The sequence below is a fragment of the Nocardioides sp. NPDC000445 genome (assembly GCF_040300245.1).
Classification (GTDB): Bacteria; Actinomycetota; Actinomycetes; order Propionibacteriales; family Nocardioidaceae; genus Nocardioides.
In genome coordinates this window covers 178266-194678 of record NZ_JBEPDH010000007.1, presented here as the reverse complement: position 1 = coordinate 194678, position 16413 = coordinate 178266, and the positions used below count along the sequence as shown (strand labels likewise).

Here is a 16413-nt window from a genome sequence, read left to right as displayed (position 1 = left end):
TGTCTCAGCGCGAGAGGAGGCAGGGATGTCCTCATCGGTGGACTCATCGAAGTCGACCACGCTGCCCGAGCAGGTGACGGTCGATCAGGTCACGCTGCGCCAGCTCAAGGACGCGATGGCCGCGATGCGCGACGGCGTCTTCACCGGCCGGTTGGAGCCGGTCGACGGGCCCCTCGGCGACCTGGCCTCCATCCACAACGAGATCGCCGAACGGCTGAACCATCTGACCGGCGAGATCGCCCGCGTACGCCGCGAGGCGGGCCGCGACGGCCACCACGACGAACGACTCCGGCCGAGCATCGGCGGCGGCGCCTGGGCCGGCGCCGTCGAGGACGCCAACAAGCTGGTCGCCGACCTGGCACGCCCGACCGCCGACGTCGCCCGGGTCGTGGCGGCGGTCTCCGCGGGCGACCTCACCCAGACGATGGACGTACGCCACGGCAGCCGCGCCCTCAAGGGCGACCCGCTGCTGGTCGCCAAGAGCGTGAACGGCCTGGTTGCCCAGCTCGCCACGATCACCGAGGAGATCGCCCGCGTCACCCGCGAGGTCGGCACCGAGGGCAAGCTCGGTGGCCGCGCGCGGGTGCGGAACGCCACCGGCACCTGGCGCGACCTCATCGACGCCGTCAACACGATGTCCTCGCGGCTGACCGCCCAGGTCCGCGACATCGCCGAGGTCACCACCGCCGTCGCCAACGGCGACCTGTCCCGTACGGTCACCATCGAGGTCTCCGGCGAGATGGCGCAGCTCAAGGACACCGTCGACCGGATGGTCGGCCAGCTCTCCTCGTTCGCCGCCGAGGTCACCCGCGTCGCCCGCGAGGTCGGCACCGAGGGCCGCCTCGGCGGCCAGGCCGACGTACGCGGCGTCTCCGGCACCTGGCGCGACCTGACCGACTCGGTCAACACCATGGCGTCCAACCTGACCTCTCAGGTGCGCGGGATCTCCTCGGTCGCCAAGGCCGTCGCCCGCGGTGACCTGTCGCAGCAGATCACGGTCACCGCGCGAGGCGAGGTCGCCGAGCTCGCCGAGACGCTCAACTCGATGACCGCGACCCTGCAGACCTTCGCCGACGAGGTCACCCGCGTCGCCCGCGAGGTCGGCACCGAGGGCATCCTCGGCGGTCAGGCCGAGGTTCCCGGCGTCGCCGGCCGGTGGAAGGATCTCACCGACTCGGTGAACTCGATGGCGAGCAACCTGACCAACCAGGTCCGCGACATCGCCCAGGTCACCACCGCCGTAGCCGGCGGCGACCTGTCCCAGAAGATCACCGTCGACGTACGCGGCGAGCTCGCCGAGCTCAAGACCACCGTCAACACCATGGTCGACCAGCTCTCCGCCTTCGCCGACGAGGTCACCCGCGTCGCCCGCGAGGTCGGCACCGAGGGCAAGCTCGGCGGCCAGGCCGAGGTGCCGGGCGTCGGCGGCCGCTGGAAGGACCTCACCGACTCCGTCAACTCGATGGCGACCAACCTGACCAACCAGGTCCGCAACATCGCCCAGGTCACCACCGCCGTAGCCGGCGGCGACCTGTCCCAGAAGATCACCGTCGACGTACGCGGCGAGCTCGCCGAGCTCAAGACCACCGTCAACACCATGGTCGACCAGCTCTCCGCCTTCGCCGACGAGGTCACCCGCGTCGCCCGCGAGGTCGGTGGCGAGGGTCAGCTCGGTGGCCAGGCCGCGGTGCCCGGCGTCTCCGGCACCTGGCGCGACCTGACCGACTCGGTCAACTTCATGGCCGGCACGCTGACCGCCCAGGTGCGCAACATCGCCCAGGTGACGACGGCGGTGGCCCGCGGCGACCTGAGCCGGCAGATCACCGTCGACGCCCGCGGCGAGATCCTCGAGCTCAAGTCGACCATCAACACCATGGTCGACCAGCTCTCCTCCTTCGCGGCCGAGGTCACCCGCGTCGCCCGCGAGGTCGGCACCGAGGGCAAGCTCGGCGGCCAGGCCGACGTGCATGACGTCTCCGGCACCTGGAAGGACCTCACCGACTCGGTCAACTCGATGGCCTCCAACCTGACCTCCCAGGTCCGCAACATCGCCCAGGTCACGACCGCTGTCGCCCGCGGCGACCTGACCCAGAAGATCACCGTCGACGCCCGAGGCGAGATCCTCGAGCTCAAGTCGACCATCAACACCATGGTGGACCAGCTCGGCTCGTTCGCCGACGAGGTCACCCGTGTCGCCCGCGAGGTCGGCACCGAGGGCGCGCTCGGTGGTCAGGCCCAGGTGCCGGGTGTCGCCGGCACCTGGCGCGACCTGACCGTCTCGGTGAACTCGATGGCGTCCAACCTGACCAACCAGGTCCGCAGCATCGCCCAGGTCTCCAAGGCGGTCTCGCAGGGCGACCTGTCGCAGAAGATCTCCATCGAGGCCCGCGGTGAGGTCGCCGCCCTGGCCGGCACCCTCAACGCGATGGTCGACACGCTGCGTACGTTCGCGGACGAGGTCACCCGTGTCGCCCGCGAGGTCGGCACCGAGGGGTCGTTGGGCGGTCAGGCCCACGTACGCGGCGTGGCCGGCACCTGGAAGGACCTCACCGACTCGGTCAACTCGATGGCCTCCAACCTGACCTCCCAGGTCCGCAACATCGCCCAGGTCACCACCGCCGTCGCCCGCGGCGACCTGACCCAGAAGATCACCGTCGACGCCCGAGGCGAGATCCTCGAGCTCAAGTCCACGGTCAACACCATGGTCGACCAGCTCTCCTCCTTCGCCGACGAGGTCACCCGTGTCGCCCGCGAGGTCGGCACCGAGGGCAAGCTCGGCGGCCAGGCCGAGGTCGCCGACGTCTCCGGCACCTGGCGCGGGCTCACCGAGAACGTCAACCAGCTCGCGAGCACGCTGACCACCCAGCTGCGCGCGATCGCCGAGGTCTCCGCGGCCGTGACCCAGGGCGACCTGAGCCGGCAGATCACCGTCGGGGCCGCAGGTGAGGTGGCCGACCTGAAGGACAACCTCAACGAGATGATCGACTCGCTGCGGGAGACCACCAGGGCCAACGAGGACCAGGACTGGCTCAAGACCAACCTGGCCCGGTTCACCGGCCACATGCAGGGTGGGCGCGACCTGCTCGAGGTCGCCCGGCTGATCGTCTCCGAGCTCACCCCGCTCGTCGGGGCGCAGCAAGGCTCGATCTTCCTCACCGACCAGTCCTCCGAGCACGTCGGACCGAAGGTCCTGCGCCGGATCGCCTCCTACGGCTACCAGCCGAGCGCCGACGTCCCCGACGTCTTCGCCGTCGGCGAGGGCCTGGTCGGGCAGGCGGCCTACGACCGCCAACCGATCATCGTCCGCGACGTGCCGGCCGGCTTCCTGCGGATCTCCTCCGGCCACGGATCGGCGGCACCGACCTCGATCGTGGTGCTCCCGGTGGCGTTCGAGGAGAAGGTGATCGGTGTCGTCGAGCTGGCCTCGTTCCGGCCCTTCAGCGCCGTCCACATGCAGTTCCTCGAGCAGCTCGCGGAGTCGATCGGGGTCTCCCTCAACGCGATCATGGCCAGCTCCCGCACCGAGGAGCTGCTGGTCGAGTCGCAGCGTCTCGCCGCCGAGCTGCAGGACAAGCAGGACGAGGGCGAGCGTCAGCAGGTGGAGCTGCAGCAGACCAACGCGGCCCTCGAGGAGAAGGCGCGCCAGCTCGCCGACCAGAACCAGGCGATCGAGATCAAGAACCTCGAGATCGAGGATGCCCGGCGCGGCCTGGAGGAGCGCGCCGAGCAGCTCGCCCTCTCGTCTCGCTACAAGTCCGAGTTCCTGGCCAACATGTCGCACGAGCTGCGTACGCCGCTCAACTCGCTGCTCATCCTGGCGCGGCTGCTCTCCGACAACGTCGACGGCAACCTCAACCCCCGCCAGGTGGAGTACTCCCGCACCATCCACGGTGCCGGCACCGATCTCCTTCAGCTGATCAACGACATCCTCGACCTGTCCAAGGTCGAGGCCGGGAAGATGGACGTCCACGTCACCGACGTCGCGGTGACCTCGGTGGTCGAGTACGTCGAGGCGACCTTCCGGCCGCTGACCGCCGAGAAGGACCTCGACTTCATCGTCAGCGTCGACCCCGACGTACCCCGCGTGCTGCGTTCGGACCAGCATCGGCTGCAGCAGGTGCTGCGCAACCTGCTCTCCAACGCGGTGAAGTTCACCGACGGCGGCGGCGTGCGGCTGCTGATCCGCAACGCCTCCGGCGAGCGCTTCTCCACACCCGGCCTGCAGCAGGCCGACGCGGTGCTGGCGTTCTCGGTGGTCGACACGGGCATCGGCATCCCGCCGGAGAAGCTCAAGGTCATCTTCGAGGCGTTCCAGCAGGCCGACGGCACGATCAGCCGCAAGTTCGGCGGCACCGGCCTCGGCCTGTCGATCAGCCGCGAGGTCGCCCACCTCATCGGCGGCGAGATCCAGGTCAAGAGCGACCCCGGACACGGCAGCTCCTTCACGCTGTACGTCCCCAGGATCAGCTCCGGGACGATCGAGGCGCAGCCACCGACGCCTGCTGTCGATGAGCGGCACTCATCGCTTCGGGCTCCGCTTCAGCAGGGTGCCACCGACACGAGAGCCGACCAGGTCCTGCTGGTCCTCAGCGGCGGCGGCGACGAGTCCGGCCTCGGCACCAGCGCCGTCGTGGAGGCCCTGTTCGGCTCGGTCGACGAGGTCGAGACGGTCTTCGGCACATCGCCCGAGGAGGCTCAGGCGGTCCTGGCCGACCGCGACGTCGACTGCGTGGTCCTGGACCTTCCGCTGGCGGACGGTGGCTTCGACGTACTTCGCTGGATGCGCACCCACAAGCGCACCAAGAACATCCCTGTCGTGCTGAGCCGGGTCGGCGAGGTGACCAAGGCGCAGCAGAGCCGCCTGGACAGGTACGCCCAGGCGATGACCCTCAAGACGCCGGCAACGACCGAGGAGGCGATCGACGACGTGAGCGTGCTGCTGGGCCGTCCAGGGGCGCAGCCCCCCAGGACGTACGTCCCCGAGCCGGCCGACCCGAACGGCCAGTTCGTGGGTCGCAGGATCCTGATCGTCGACGACGACGTGCGCAACGTCTTCGCGCTCACCAGCGCGCTCGAACAGCACGGCATCGACGTCATCTATGCCGAGTCCGGGGAGGCCGGGATCGAGGCGCTCCAGCGGGAGCCGGGTGTCGACCTGGTGCTGATGGACATCATGATGCCGGGCATGGACGGCCTGACCGCGATGCGCCTGATCCGGGACATCCCGCAGTTCAAGAGCCTGCCGATGATCGCGCTGACCGCGAAGGCGATGACCGGTGACCGCGAGGACAGCCTCGCCGCCGGCGCCTCGGAGTACATCACCAAACCGGTCGACGTCGCCGACCTGCTCTCGCTGTTCCGGTTGTGGTTGTCATGAGCGAACGGCAGGGGACCGCGAAGATCCTTCTGGTCGACGACCGCGCCGCCAACCTGGTCGCGCTCGAGGCCATCCTCGGCTCGCTCGACCAGACCCTCGTCCGCGCGGGGTCCGGCGAGGACGCACTCCGCGCCCTGCTCCACGACGACTTCGCGCTGATCCTGCTCGACGCGCAGATGCCGGGGATGGACGGCTTCGAGACGGCCACCCGCATCAAGGCGCGCGAACGCACCAAGGACGTGCCGATCATCTTCCTGACCGCCAACGACTTCGACACCCACCTCGCCTATCGCGGCTACGCGACCGGCGCCGCCGACTTCCTCGCCAAGCCGTTCGACCCGTGGCTGCTGCGGGCGAAGGTGCAGGTGTTCGTCGACCTGTGGCACGCCAGCCGCAAGCTCAGCGCCCAGGCCGACCTGCTGCGCCGGTCCCTGGACGAGCGCGCCGCTCGGCCCGGCCGGGTCGACGTCGACGTCGTCACCGACCTCCGGTCCCGGCTCGCCGGGGTGGAGGAGGCCGTGGCCGATCTCGACGCCGTCGGTGACATCGGCCTCGGCGGCGATGCCCGACGCCGCCTCGGAACGCGGCTCGCAGATCTCAGGCAGGCGCTCGACGCGCTGGGGTGATCAGACCAGGAGGGATCAGATCCGTGCGCGGTAGGCCGCGAGGACCTGCTCGACCTTCTCCTTGTCGGCGTCCTGCAGCGGGATGAGCAGCTCGGCGACCACGTCGGTCAGCTCGGCGACGCGCCGGTTGAGCTGACGCTGCTCCTGCACCTCGGCCTCGAGCGCCTCGATGCGGCGCACCAGCGAGGCACGCGTACGGGCGGCGTCGCGGGCACCGCGAGCGATGTTCTTGATGCCGGAATCGTCGGACATGTCAGTTTCCTTCTGCACGGTTGAGGGACGGCCAGGAGGCGCGGAGCCGCGCGACGCCCGGCAACGGGTTGCCGAGCATGTCCTGGCCTTCGTTGATCCCGAGGTGCTCGACCACGCCGCCGGCGGCCTCGATCTCGGCCTGGACGAGGGCGGGGTCGACGCGGCGTACGAGGCCTTCGGGCTGCGGTTCGGGAAGGTTCTCACCGAGGACCGCGAACTCGAGGTAGAGCTTGCCGCCGCCGGGCCTCAGCGCCATCTTCGCCAGGGTCCAGAGCTGACTCCGCGCCCCGTTGTCGAGGCAGCCGATCAGGTCTCGGGCGTAGAGATGGTGCGGGTCGCGGGCCAGTCGCGCACCCAGCGTCAGCGTCGAACGGAGCTCGCCGAGGATGAGCTGCTCGGAGACCAGGGGAAGCTTGTGGCGCTCGGCCCGGCGGCGTACGGCGGCCACCGCGGCGCGGGAGAAGTCCACCGAGTGCACCTGGTGTCCCTTGCGGGCGAAGAAGCGGGCGTCACGCCCGATCGCGCCGGCGCCGATGTCGACCACCTTCGCGTCCTCGGGCAGCTGCCTCTGGACCCACGCCCCGAAGGCCGACTGCTTGCTCTCGAGCTCGCTCCCGTGGGTGTTGTGGAACTCGGTCCAGTGCCCCATGTCGGTGCGGAAGCCACGCAGCCAGCCGTCCAGACGGCGTACGCCGGCGGGCGGGTCGGCGTACTTGAACGACGGGTCCGGGGTGCGCCACTTCGGGCCGTAGATGAAGGCCAGCATCTCCTCGGGCTCGGCGGGAGCCGGGAAGTCGTAGCCGTGCAGGTTGATCGTCGAGACCGGCACGATCGCCTCGCGGCGCAGCCGTCCGGAGCGGTTGCCGAGCTGGTAGAAGACCGGCTCGCCGTCCTTGTCGGGCACGTAGAAGGCCACGAAGATGTCGATGTGCACCTTGCGGCCGTCCGAGACCTGGTGCAGCACCTTGATGTCGCCACCGGACATCCGCAGGACGCTCCAGCCGCGCTCGCGCATGGTGCGCTCGATGGCGTACGACTCGGAGATGATCTCGGCGGGAACGGTGTGCTTGGAGAGGTAGCAGACGTCGGTGTCGGAGTCGTGGCCGAGCATCCGGCCCTCGCGGATCGCACCGAGGAGCGCGCCGTAGTTGAGGTAGGCCTCGACACCGACCACGTCGCGGAGGTCGGCGAGGACACGCTGGGTGCCGTCGAGGATCTCCGCGCGGATGCTTTCGTCGGTGGCCTCGAAGGAGCGGGTCAGGTGGCCGACCTTGTCGACGCTGAGCGGGTTGCCGCTGCCGTCGACGATCGAGATGGTGCCCTCACCGGAGCCGAGGACGACCTTGTCCTCGAAGAGCACCTCGCCCTCGTAGTCGGCGATGGTGATCGTCGCGGTGCCGTCCAGGAAGCGGGTGAGCACGGTCGGCCACGGCACCATGGTGCCCCCGTCGACCGGGTGGCCGTCGCGCTCGGGGGTGAGGGACCAGACGTACTGGCCGTCGACGGAGAGGATCAGGACCGGCGTCGAGGAGTCCCGGACGAGGACCCCTTCGTCGGAGATCTCGAACTGTCCGCCAGGAGTGGGGGCACTGCCGGTCACGAGACCTGGGCATCCTCTCGCGCGATGGCCTTCCGCAGAGCGGTGCTGCTGGTCTGGAGCGTGTAGGGGAAGTAGACGACCTCGACACCGACCGACGCCATCTTCTTCTCGAGCGCGTCGCCCTTCTCGGTGCCCTTCCAGTCATCGCCCTTGAAGAGGTGGGTGAACCCGACCTCGCGCCAGGAGTCGACCTTGTCGGTGGTGCGCTCGGCGTAGACCGCGTCCACGATCCCGATCGCCTCGACGATCTCCAGCCTCTCGACGAGCGGGACGGTCGGGATGATGCCCTTCGTCGTCTCGCAGACCTCGTCGGAGACCACACCCGCGATCAACGTGTCGCAGCGCTCTCGCGCCTGGCGCAGCATGTTGAGGTGACCGATGTGGAAGAGATCGAACACGCCAGGTACGTAACCGATGACCGGCTCCATGCCCACGCTTCCTCCAAGTGTTTGTCGATTAGTTTGGGCGACTTTACACCCTGCTCCCCCACGACCTTGATACAGGCCAGTATCCATACCACCCTGCGCGTCCCCGCAATCAGCAACGCGACACGCGGGCGTATGCAGGAAGCCCGGTGACCTTACACGAAGATGAACGGCGCGTGGCCATCAATGACGAACCCCGGGGTCAGCCGGGCGGCATGACCCCGAGGACGACGAGCAGTCCGGGAAGGCCCAGGAACAGCAGCCCGAGGAGGACCGGGCCGCCGAGCACGCCCAGGAGGATGGTGACCTTCGAGACGGCGTACCGCCGCAGGTAGGACACGGCGAGCACCCCGAATCCGGCGGCCGAGACGACCGATCCGAGGAGGTACGCCACGGAACGCGGGCCGAGGTCGGCCGGGTCGCCGCTGGCTCCCACGAGGATCGCTCCGGCCTCCACCGTGCTGCCGACCGCGTCGAGCGCGAGCGTCGCGAACGCACCCCAGAGAAGCACCGACATGGCCCATGGCGTCACGAACCGGGCCGGGCGCGCGGCCACCGACAACAGCGCCACCGCGGCGCCCAGCACCTTCAGGCCCGTGACGGTCCAGTTCATGACCGAGAGGCCAGTGGCGTACTCGGCGTAGCGGCCCTCGGCGAAGCGATCGGTGAGCTCGAAGGTCACGTTCGCCGCAGCGAACGCCAGACAGCCCAATGCCATCAGCACCGCGACGGCGATGACGGCAGGGCTTGCGGCCCGCGCCGCGGGCGCCACCGGTCCCTTCTGGCTCGCGAGAGTCGTCATGATCCCGACGCTACGAATCTCTGAGCCGCGAGGACATCGGGGGATCCCCTACCTGGACCCGGGTTTCGAGTGCCGCCGACCACGTCGCCGAGCGCGCTACCGTCGGTTCATGGATGTCGTCGAGATCGACGGGTTACGCATCGCCTTCCGACGGGCCGGGAGCGGTCCTGCGGTCGTGTTCGTCCATGGCGGCGGCGAGGACGGTCGCGCCTGGACCCCACAGCTCGACGCGCTCTCGGACGAGTTCACCGTCATCGCATGGGACGAACCTGGCGCCGGTGGCTCCGGCGACGTGGCGGAGGGTTTCGCACTCAGCGACTACGCCGACTCCCTGGCCGGGCTTCTCCGCGCTCTCGACGTCGCCCCGTGCACACTCGTGGGGCTCTCCTGGGGAGTGACCGTCATCCTCGAGCTGTACCGACGCCATCCTGCGGCAGCGCGAAGCCTGGTGCTCGCCGACGGCTACGCCGGGTGGCGTGGTTCCTTGGGGCCGGCCGAGGCCGACACTCGCCTCGCGGGGCTGCGCGACCAGCCGGCAGACAGCTTCGACCCGACCCTCCCCGGCCTCTTCGCCGGCCCTCCGCCGGCGAAGTTCGTGCCCCTGCTGGAGGCGATGGCAGCCGACGTACGCCGCGACAGCATGCTGACCGCCCTGACCGCCATGGCCCACGCCGATCTGACCGACGTGCTCGAGACCATCCAGGTGCCCACCCAGCTCATCTGGGGCGCCCTGGACGCCCGCTCGCCCCTGTCCGTCGCCCATGACTTCCAGCGCCTCATCCCGGGGGCGGACCTCGCCGTCATCCCCGGCTGCGGCCACGTCAGCAATCTCGAGGCCCCGGAGGCGTTCAACGACATCCTCCGCTTCTTCCTCCGCCGCCACCCCGCATGAGTCGCACTCCGGAATCAGATGGTCCGGAACGGGTGAGGCGCGTCGACGCGCGGGCCACGCAGGCTCGTCGCGGGACCGGACAGACCGAGGTGAGAGGTGGAACAGTGGGCGACGAGAGCATGCTGGAGATCGCGCGGCGGAACATCGCGGTGCCCGACGTGGTGCCCTCACCACTGGGTGACATCGACTTCTTCGACGGGGTGCCGCTTCCGGAGTCTGTCGACACGATCTACGACCTGCTCGATCTCACCCGGGCGATCGAGGTCTACCTCAACACCATCCCAGGCGCGTCCCTCGTGGCGATGCGCAACGGGTTCCGCAGCGTCGGCCTCGACGGCAACACCATGCTCGGCTTCACCGACCCTCGCGCGAACTCGGGCTCCTTCTTCCTGACGCCGAACACCGAGACGACGTACGGCTCGATGTTCCTCGACCTGCGCGACGGCCCGCTGGTCGTCGAGAACCCGCCGAACTCCCTGTGCGTGCTCGACGACTTCTGGTTCCGCTACGTCGCCGACCTCGGCATCGCCGGGCCTGACAAGGGCGCGGGCGGCAAGTACCTCTTCCTCCCTCCGGGATACGAGGGCGAGGAGCCGGACGGCTACTACGTGTTCCGCACGCCGACGTACTCGAACTGGCTGGTCGTCCGCGCTCTCGGAGGCGTTCCCGACATCAAGAAGGTTCGGGTCTATCCGCTCGCGCAGGCCGACGACCCGCCTGCGATGACCTACCTGAACATGGCCGATCTGACCCAGAACACCATCCACGCGAACGACTTCTCGTTCTTCGAGGAGATCGACACACTCGTGCAGGAGGAGCCGGCCGACGCGCTGGATCCGGAGCGCGCGGGTCAGTGCGCCTCGATCGGGATCGTGCACGGTCAACCGTTCGAGCCCGACGAGCGAATGCGCGGGATTCTCACCCAGGCCGCTCCTCTGGCGGCCGCGATCGCCCGGGCACTGGTCTACAAGCCACGCGACCCCGACGCGTACTACTACCCCGGCAGCAACTGGCTGGCCGCGTTCGTCGGCGGCAGCTACGAGTTCGAGCGCAACCACGCCCGACTGCTGGACGCCCGCGCCCAGTTCCACTACTTCGCGACCGTGATCACGCCGGCGATGGCGCACGCCCAGGTGGGTGCGGGATCGGCGTACGCCTACACCGCGATGGACTCGACGGGCGCCTGGCTCGACGGCGGCCGGACCTACCGGCTCACCCTGCCCGCGGGCATCCCGGCGAAGAACTTCTGGTCCGTCGACCTCTACGACACCCAGACCCGCTCGCTGCTGGAGACCGACACCCCGTACCCGGCCCTGATGAGCCTGTCGAACACCGTCGCGACGAACGACGACGGCAGCGTCGATCTGTGGTTCGGACCGACGGCGCCCGATGGCCGCGAGGCGAACTGGATCCAGACCGTGCCGGGCAAGTCGTGGTTCGCCATGCTGCGCCTCTACGGACCTCTGGAGGCGTGGTTCGACAAGACCTGGCGCCCCGGCGAGATCGAGCCCGCGGACGAAGTCAACTGACGCGCCCGGACACCTGTCGGGCGGGGAGCATCAGGAGTGACTACCTGCTCCCCGGGTAGGAGTCGAACCTACGTCGCTAGTCCTGATTCAAAGTCAGGCGGGCCCTGCCGGCAGACCAACCGGGGAACGTACGCCGAAACGCACGGGACAACTGTAGACGGCAGCGCCCCCGCCCCGCGCACTGACACTGCATGCCGGTCGAGCCTGAACGAAGGCTCACGCGGCGTGATCGCGGTCGAGAAGTACGTTGCGCAGGATCAGCTCTGCTCGGGACAGCGGCGGTGGCTCCCGTCTCCAGGTGTCGGGTGGTGGGCTGGTGTAGGTGTGCCCGGTGGGCGTGATCGTGATGATGCTGCCGTCGGGTCCTGGTCTGGCTCGCCAGCCGAGCGCTTCCTTGGCCTGGTTGCACCTCTCGCACAGCCCTTGCAGGTTCTCGGCGCTGGTAGTGCCACCGTCAGCGTGGCGTTGGACGTGGTCGACGTTGCGGATCGGGGCATCGCAGCCGTTGGTCCGGCAGATCCCACCATCACGGGTCGTGATGAACTCGGCCAGCCCCTCGGGTGCTTTGCGTGAGCGGGACTCCATCGCCACGAGCTGACCGGCGGGGTCGGTGAGCAGCCGGCGCACGAACACCTCGGCGTGGGCGAGCGTCTCACGGGCCCAGGTGGCGGGGACGGGTCCGTAGCCCTCGACCATGGCGGGCTGGTCGGCGTCGCCGGTGAGGGTGTCGGCGGTCATCACGATCTTGACCTCGATCCGTGGCTTGCCGCCGGCCTCGGTGCGGCCGGTGATCCGGTCGACGAGGGTGTCGGCCATGACCTGACCCCGGCTCCGCTCGTCCCCGGCGGCCGCAGCGGTCTTGGCCGCCTGGTCGAGTGCGGCGAAGACCGCGACGCCGTCCTTGACCGGCAACAACGCCCCGAGCCAGGTCATCGTGTCCGGTGCCGGCCGCAGGCTGACCCGGCGGTCTTTCACGGCGTTGGCGGCGCGGGCGACGACGGAGGCTTGGTCGAGGGTGATGGCGAGCTTCTTGGCGGCGTTCTCGAGCTGGCGTAGTCCCATCGCCACCGCCCGAGCAGGTTCCCCGTCTAGGCCTGTGGCGCAGAGCTGGTGGTCGATGACCCGACGGTCCTCCACCGACAAGCATGCGGTTTCGCGGGCCAGGATGGTGGCCTGCCATTGGGAGAACAGTCCGGCCTTCATCAACGCGAAGGTGTGCGGCATCTCGGTGATCAGAACCTTTGCCAGCCCGAGGAGTTTGGCGCCCTTCTCGGGCGAGACCCGCCGCGCCAGCGCAACCTGGGAGGCCACGCCCTCGCCGAGCTTGCGGGCGGGCACCCCGGCCGCGGCCTGGCGTGCCCGGACCGCTTCATCCAGGCGTACCGCCGCTTCGGCTTGGACGGCCTCGGCGGTGCACTTGACCGATTCGAGCCGCGCGATCCAGTCGACCAGCTCAGCCTCGGACACACCCGCAGGCGGCCCGGCGAGGAGGCGGTCGATGGTCTCGTACATATGCCTTATTATAAGCGCAAGAGCGTCTTGATACGACCTATTTAAGCAGTTCACACCCATGTTACGCGGTCAGTGAACAAGGACCGTGAATTCCGCGCCACTCTCTCGCCGCCGCCCCGATACAGGCGAAATCTTTCTCGATCGGGTGTCGAGTCAAGGACCGCGAAGCGGCCGGCGAAGCCGGCGCCCGAAGGGCGTCCTTGACGCGGCGCACGATCGAGAAACACTCAAAGACCGGGTCGGCGGCGAACCCCGAAACGAAGAACAGTCACCCAACCGAGGTTTCCCGCGGAAGAACCGTGTTGGTCTCGACACGCCTCCGCCTAGCGGCTTCGGCGGCTCGACCAGCGGTGATCACCGGTGGCATCGCCCGACGCCCTGCGCCGCTACCGCACGTGGCTCCAGACCCGTGCTGCCTGACCCGTCGAGCAGTGTCGTTCAACGCCGGATAGAGAGCGTTTGGATGCGGTAGGTTGCCAATATGCTCATCATCGCGATCATCCTGTTCGGCATCGTGGCAGGCGGCGTGGCACAGCTCGTTCTCGGTCGGTCGATGAAGGAGATCGATTGGACCACCGCGGCGGTGACGGGCCTGCTGGGCTCCTTCGTCGGTGGCCTGGGGGTCAGCCTCGCGACCGGCAACGGCCTCGATCTCCACCCGACCGGGTTGATCGGGTCGATCCTGGGAGCCCTGCTTCTCACCTGGGCGTGGGGGCTCTGGCGCCGGTCGCGTCAGAGCCAGTGATCATCGGATCCTCCGAGCAGCGCGCCCACGCCACCCGCTACGGGTGATGCCGCCGAGCCATGACCGTTCGAGAGTGGAAGCTCAACCACCAAGGAGCGGATGTCATGTCAGACGAGACCAACGCGCCCGATGTCGAGGTGAGCGCGGCCTCCGTGTCGGACGGCGCCTACACCCTCATCATCGCGGACTTCAGCAACACCGACATGGCGTGGGAGGCGTATGAGGCCCTCAAGTCGGCCGAGAACGGCCGCACCGTCGAGATCGAGGGCGTCATCGTGGTCAGGCGATCGGCCGAGGGCAAGCTGGAGATCCAGAAGGCAACCGACCACAGCACGAAGTCAGGACTCAAGTGGGGCGTCGTCGGCGGCGTCGCGCTCGGCGTGATCTTCCCGCCGTCGATCCTCGGCAGCGCGGCCGTGGCCGGCGGCGCCGGAGCCTTCGTCGGAAAGCTGCGGCAGCGCCACCACAACCACGAGCTCGAGCAGAAGCTCGAGAATGCGATCACACCAGGACACTCCGGCCTGCTCGCCCTGGTCTCGGACCCCGGCGAGGTCAAGATCCGCAAGGCCCTCGAGCGGGCGGAGACCATCGTCGAGTCCACCGTCGCGAAGGTCGAGGCAGAGGACATCAAGGCCGCGGCCAAGGAGATCCAGGGCGCACACGCCTGAGCGCAGGGCGGCGGAGCATCCGACCCGGCGATCAGGCGACGTCGCGGCGCAGGGACACGGCCGCAGCCAGGGCCGAGGAGGCCAGGGCATAGCCGAGAAGCACGAGCGCACCCACCAGCGGCGTCTGGACGACGGGGCCGTTCACACCGGCCTCGGCCGCGATCATCTCCAAGAGCGCGGTCGACCCGGTGAGCGCGGACGTGGCTCCACCTGGAAGGAACGGATAGACGATGTTGGCTCCGGGGAGAATCATCATCAGGTTGTCCACGAGGTAGAAGTACCCCAAGGTGATCCCGATCGCGAGCAGCTGGTGCCGCGCGACAGCTCCGATGCCGACACCCAGCAGCATGTAGATGGCTGCGGCGGCGCCGTACCTCGCCGCGGTGCCGAGAATGGCACCGAGCCCGAGCCCCGGCTCGATCCCGTACGCGAAGGTCCCTGCATAGATCCCGGCGACCGCGGAGAACGCCAGGACCAGCCCGTACGCCAGACCGAGCCCCCCGTAGGTGATCAGCTTGGCCACCAGCACCCGGCCACGATTCGGGATCGCGAGGAAGGTGGTGGCTACGGTGCGATGCCGGTATTCGCTGGTGATCGCCACGGTGCCGATCAGCGCAGGTACGAAGAGGGCGACGCCGAGAAGGCCCAAGACGCCGGAGACGCCGTCGACCGTGTCCAGCCCAGGCATCGGCGGGGTGGTGTTCTCCGGACCGGTCAGGGCGACGAGAGCGGTGAGCAGGCCACCGCACGCCATCGCGGCCGCCAGCGTCCACAGGGGCAGCCGGGTCCTGGTCAGCCGGACCACCTCACCTCGGATCGCGTCCTTCAGCTGTCGCATGCCATCTCCTCCTCGATCATGCTCAGGTAGGCCTCCTCGAGCGAGGCGTGCTCACCGGTGAAGTCGCCCAGGGAACCGGACCAGCGCGTGCGGCCGCCCTCGACGAGCACCAGATCGTCGATGACCTGTTGCAGCTCGGTGAGCACATGACTGGACACCAGCACCGTCCCGCCGGCATCGGCGAAGGCTCGCAGCAGACGGCGCAGCCACACGATGCCCGAGGGGTCCAGGCCGTTGGTCGGCTCGTCGAGGATCAGCCCGGACGGTCGGCCCAACAGAGCCGTCGCCAACGCCAGTCGCTGGCGCATCCCGGTCGAGAAGCCGCGGACTCGTCGGCGCGACACCGAGCTCAGGCCGGTCTCCTCGAGCACGTGCTCGACCCGAGCGCCGGGCACACCGATCAGTGCGGCCTGAGTCTGCAGGTGCCCGCGAGCGGTCATCCCCGGATGGGCCCCGGCCAGATCGCCGACGACGCCCAGAACCCGGGACGGAGAGCTCAACGCGCCGTAGGGCACCCCATCGATAGTCGCGGTGCCCTGATCCGCACGGGCGAGTCCGGTGAGGATACGCAAGGTCGTGCTCTTGCCCGCGCCGTTCGGCCCGATGAAGCCGGTCACCCGCCCCGGCAGAGCGACCAGATCGACCCGGGTCAGCGCCGGCACCGGCCCGAAGGACTTGGCCAGACCTTCGGCCCGCAGTGTGGGGCCGGACAGCACCCCGCTCCCCTTCGCCGCGACACCCGCGGCCACGGCGGCACTCATGACCGAGCCAGAGTGTCGAGCGCCGCGGCCAGCTCAACGGCCTCCGGAGTGCTGACCAGCAGCTCGTCGAAGCCGGCCCCGACCTCCCGGTCACGCAACCGGATCCGCAGCAGGGGCAGCCCACGCGTCATCGAGACCAGCCTGCGGGTGCCGTCGGGATGCCGAAAGGTACCCAGCTTGCGGAACCCCGAGATGACCAGACCCGAGCGCCAGCCCAGGACCTCAGAACTCCATCCCGACAGCACCTCCACTGACTCGACGGCACCGACCGCGACGGAGTAGCCCGCGCGGCCGGCCATCAGCCGCTCCCAGCCAGGAAAGGTCAGCGTCAGCACGCTGTCCTGGACATTGAGGATGGTCATCTCATCTCCTAGAATATACTCAGA

General features: G+C 69.0%; 14 protein-coding genes and 1 tRNA gene. 6 read left to right on the top strand and 9 right to left on the bottom strand.

Annotated features, from left to right (window positions below):
* Positions 1–25 precede the first annotated feature (25 nt).
* Both ABT304_RS11840 and ABT304_RS11835 read left to right on the top strand, forming a co-directional pair.
* Positions 26–5377 carry a hybrid sensor histidine kinase/response regulator gene (locus tag ABT304_RS11840; RefSeq protein WP_350715344.1) on the top strand — a complete coding sequence of 1784 codons (5352 nt, stop codon included), beginning with the start codon at positions 26–28 and terminating at the stop codon, positions 5375–5377.
* Positions 5374–6003: a response regulator gene (locus tag ABT304_RS11835; protein ID WP_350715342.1), complete on the top strand. Its 630-nt coding sequence runs from the start codon at positions 5374–5376 to the stop codon at positions 6001–6003. Before ABT304_RS11840 ends, ABT304_RS11835 begins: the two co-directional genes overlap by 4 nt.
* A gap of 15 nt (positions 6004–6018) precedes the next feature.
* Here ABT304_RS11835 and ABT304_RS11830 read toward each other — a convergent pair whose 3' ends face one another.
* The 4 genes from ABT304_RS11830 to ABT304_RS11815 form a co-directional block, all read right to left on the bottom strand.
* A complete protein-coding gene (locus tag ABT304_RS11830) occupies positions 6019–6255 on the bottom strand; it encodes a DUF6752 domain-containing protein (RefSeq protein ID WP_160027198.1) in 237 nt (78 codons plus the stop codon).
* A gap of 1 nt (position 6256) precedes the next feature.
* Entirely contained in the window at positions 6257–7855 is a 1599-nt protein-coding gene (locus ABT304_RS11825) for a class I SAM-dependent methyltransferase (protein ID WP_350715340.1), read from the bottom strand.
* On the bottom strand, positions 7852–8283 hold the full coding sequence (locus tag ABT304_RS11820) for an FAD synthase family protein (RefSeq protein WP_350715338.1): 432 nt from the start codon (positions 8281–8283) through the stop codon (positions 7852–7854). Before ABT304_RS11820 ends, ABT304_RS11825 begins: the two co-directional genes overlap by 4 nt.
* Positions 8284–8482: 199 nt before the next feature.
* Positions 8483–9082 carry a hypothetical protein gene (locus tag ABT304_RS11815; RefSeq protein ID WP_350715336.1) on the bottom strand — a complete coding sequence of 200 codons (600 nt, stop codon included), beginning with the start codon at positions 9080–9082 and terminating at the stop codon, positions 8483–8485.
* A 109-nt stretch (positions 9083–9191) separates the two neighbouring features.
* On the opposite strand from ABT304_RS11815, the gene ABT304_RS11810 reads away from it, so the two are divergent.
* Positions 9192–9974: an alpha/beta fold hydrolase gene (locus ABT304_RS11810; RefSeq protein WP_350715334.1), complete on the top strand. Its 783-nt coding sequence runs from the start codon at positions 9192–9194 to the stop codon at positions 9972–9974.
* A gap of 104 nt (positions 9975–10078) precedes the next feature.
* Positions 10079–11503 (top strand): DUF1254 domain-containing protein, encoded by a 1425-nt coding sequence (locus tag ABT304_RS11805; RefSeq protein ID WP_350715332.1) that lies wholly within the window; start codon positions 10079–10081, stop codon positions 11501–11503.
* A gap of 47 nt (positions 11504–11550) precedes the next feature.
* Here the strand turns inward: ABT304_RS11805 and ABT304_RS11800 are convergent.
* Positions 11551–11629: transfer RNA gene (locus ABT304_RS11800), tRNA-Gln, on the bottom strand.
* A gap of 90 nt (positions 11630–11719) precedes the next feature.
* Positions 11720–13015, bottom strand: coding sequence for an HNH endonuclease (locus tag ABT304_RS11795; protein WP_350715331.1), 1296 nt, complete (start codon positions 13013–13015; stop codon positions 11720–11722).
* A 481-nt stretch (positions 13016–13496) separates the two neighbouring features.
* On the opposite strand from ABT304_RS11795, the gene ABT304_RS11790 reads away from it, so the two are divergent.
* Both ABT304_RS11790 and ABT304_RS11785 read left to right on the top strand, forming a co-directional pair.
* Complete coding sequence (locus ABT304_RS11790; protein WP_160027182.1) at positions 13497–13760, top strand: GlsB/YeaQ/YmgE family stress response membrane protein; 264 nt, start codon at positions 13497–13499, stop codon at positions 13758–13760.
* Between the two features lie 104 nt (positions 13761–13864).
* The gene (locus tag ABT304_RS11785) at positions 13865–14428 is read left to right on the top strand and encodes a DUF1269 domain-containing protein (RefSeq protein ID WP_350715329.1); all 564 of its coding nucleotides are present in this window, start codon (positions 13865–13867) and stop codon (positions 14426–14428) included.
* Between the two features lie 31 nt (positions 14429–14459).
* On the opposite strand, the gene ABT304_RS11780 is transcribed toward ABT304_RS11785, so the two are convergent.
* The 3 genes from ABT304_RS11780 to ABT304_RS11770 are packed head-to-tail and all read right to left on the bottom strand — an operon-like array spanning position 14460 to position 16389.
* Positions 14460–15266, bottom strand: a complete 807-nt coding sequence (locus ABT304_RS11780; protein ID WP_350715327.1) for an ABC transporter permease — start codon at positions 15264–15266, stop codon at positions 14460–14462.
* Positions 15254–16027 carry an ABC transporter ATP-binding protein gene (locus ABT304_RS11775; protein ID WP_350715325.1) on the bottom strand — a complete coding sequence of 258 codons (774 nt, stop codon included), beginning with the start codon at positions 16025–16027 and terminating at the stop codon, positions 15254–15256. The genes ABT304_RS11780 and ABT304_RS11775 overlap by 13 nt, the downstream gene beginning before the upstream one ends.
* Entirely contained in the window at positions 16024–16389 is a 366-nt protein-coding gene (locus tag ABT304_RS11770; protein ID WP_160027174.1) for a hypothetical protein, read from the bottom strand. The genes ABT304_RS11775 and ABT304_RS11770 overlap by 4 nt, the downstream gene beginning before the upstream one ends.
* Positions 16390–16413 lie beyond the last annotated feature (24 nt).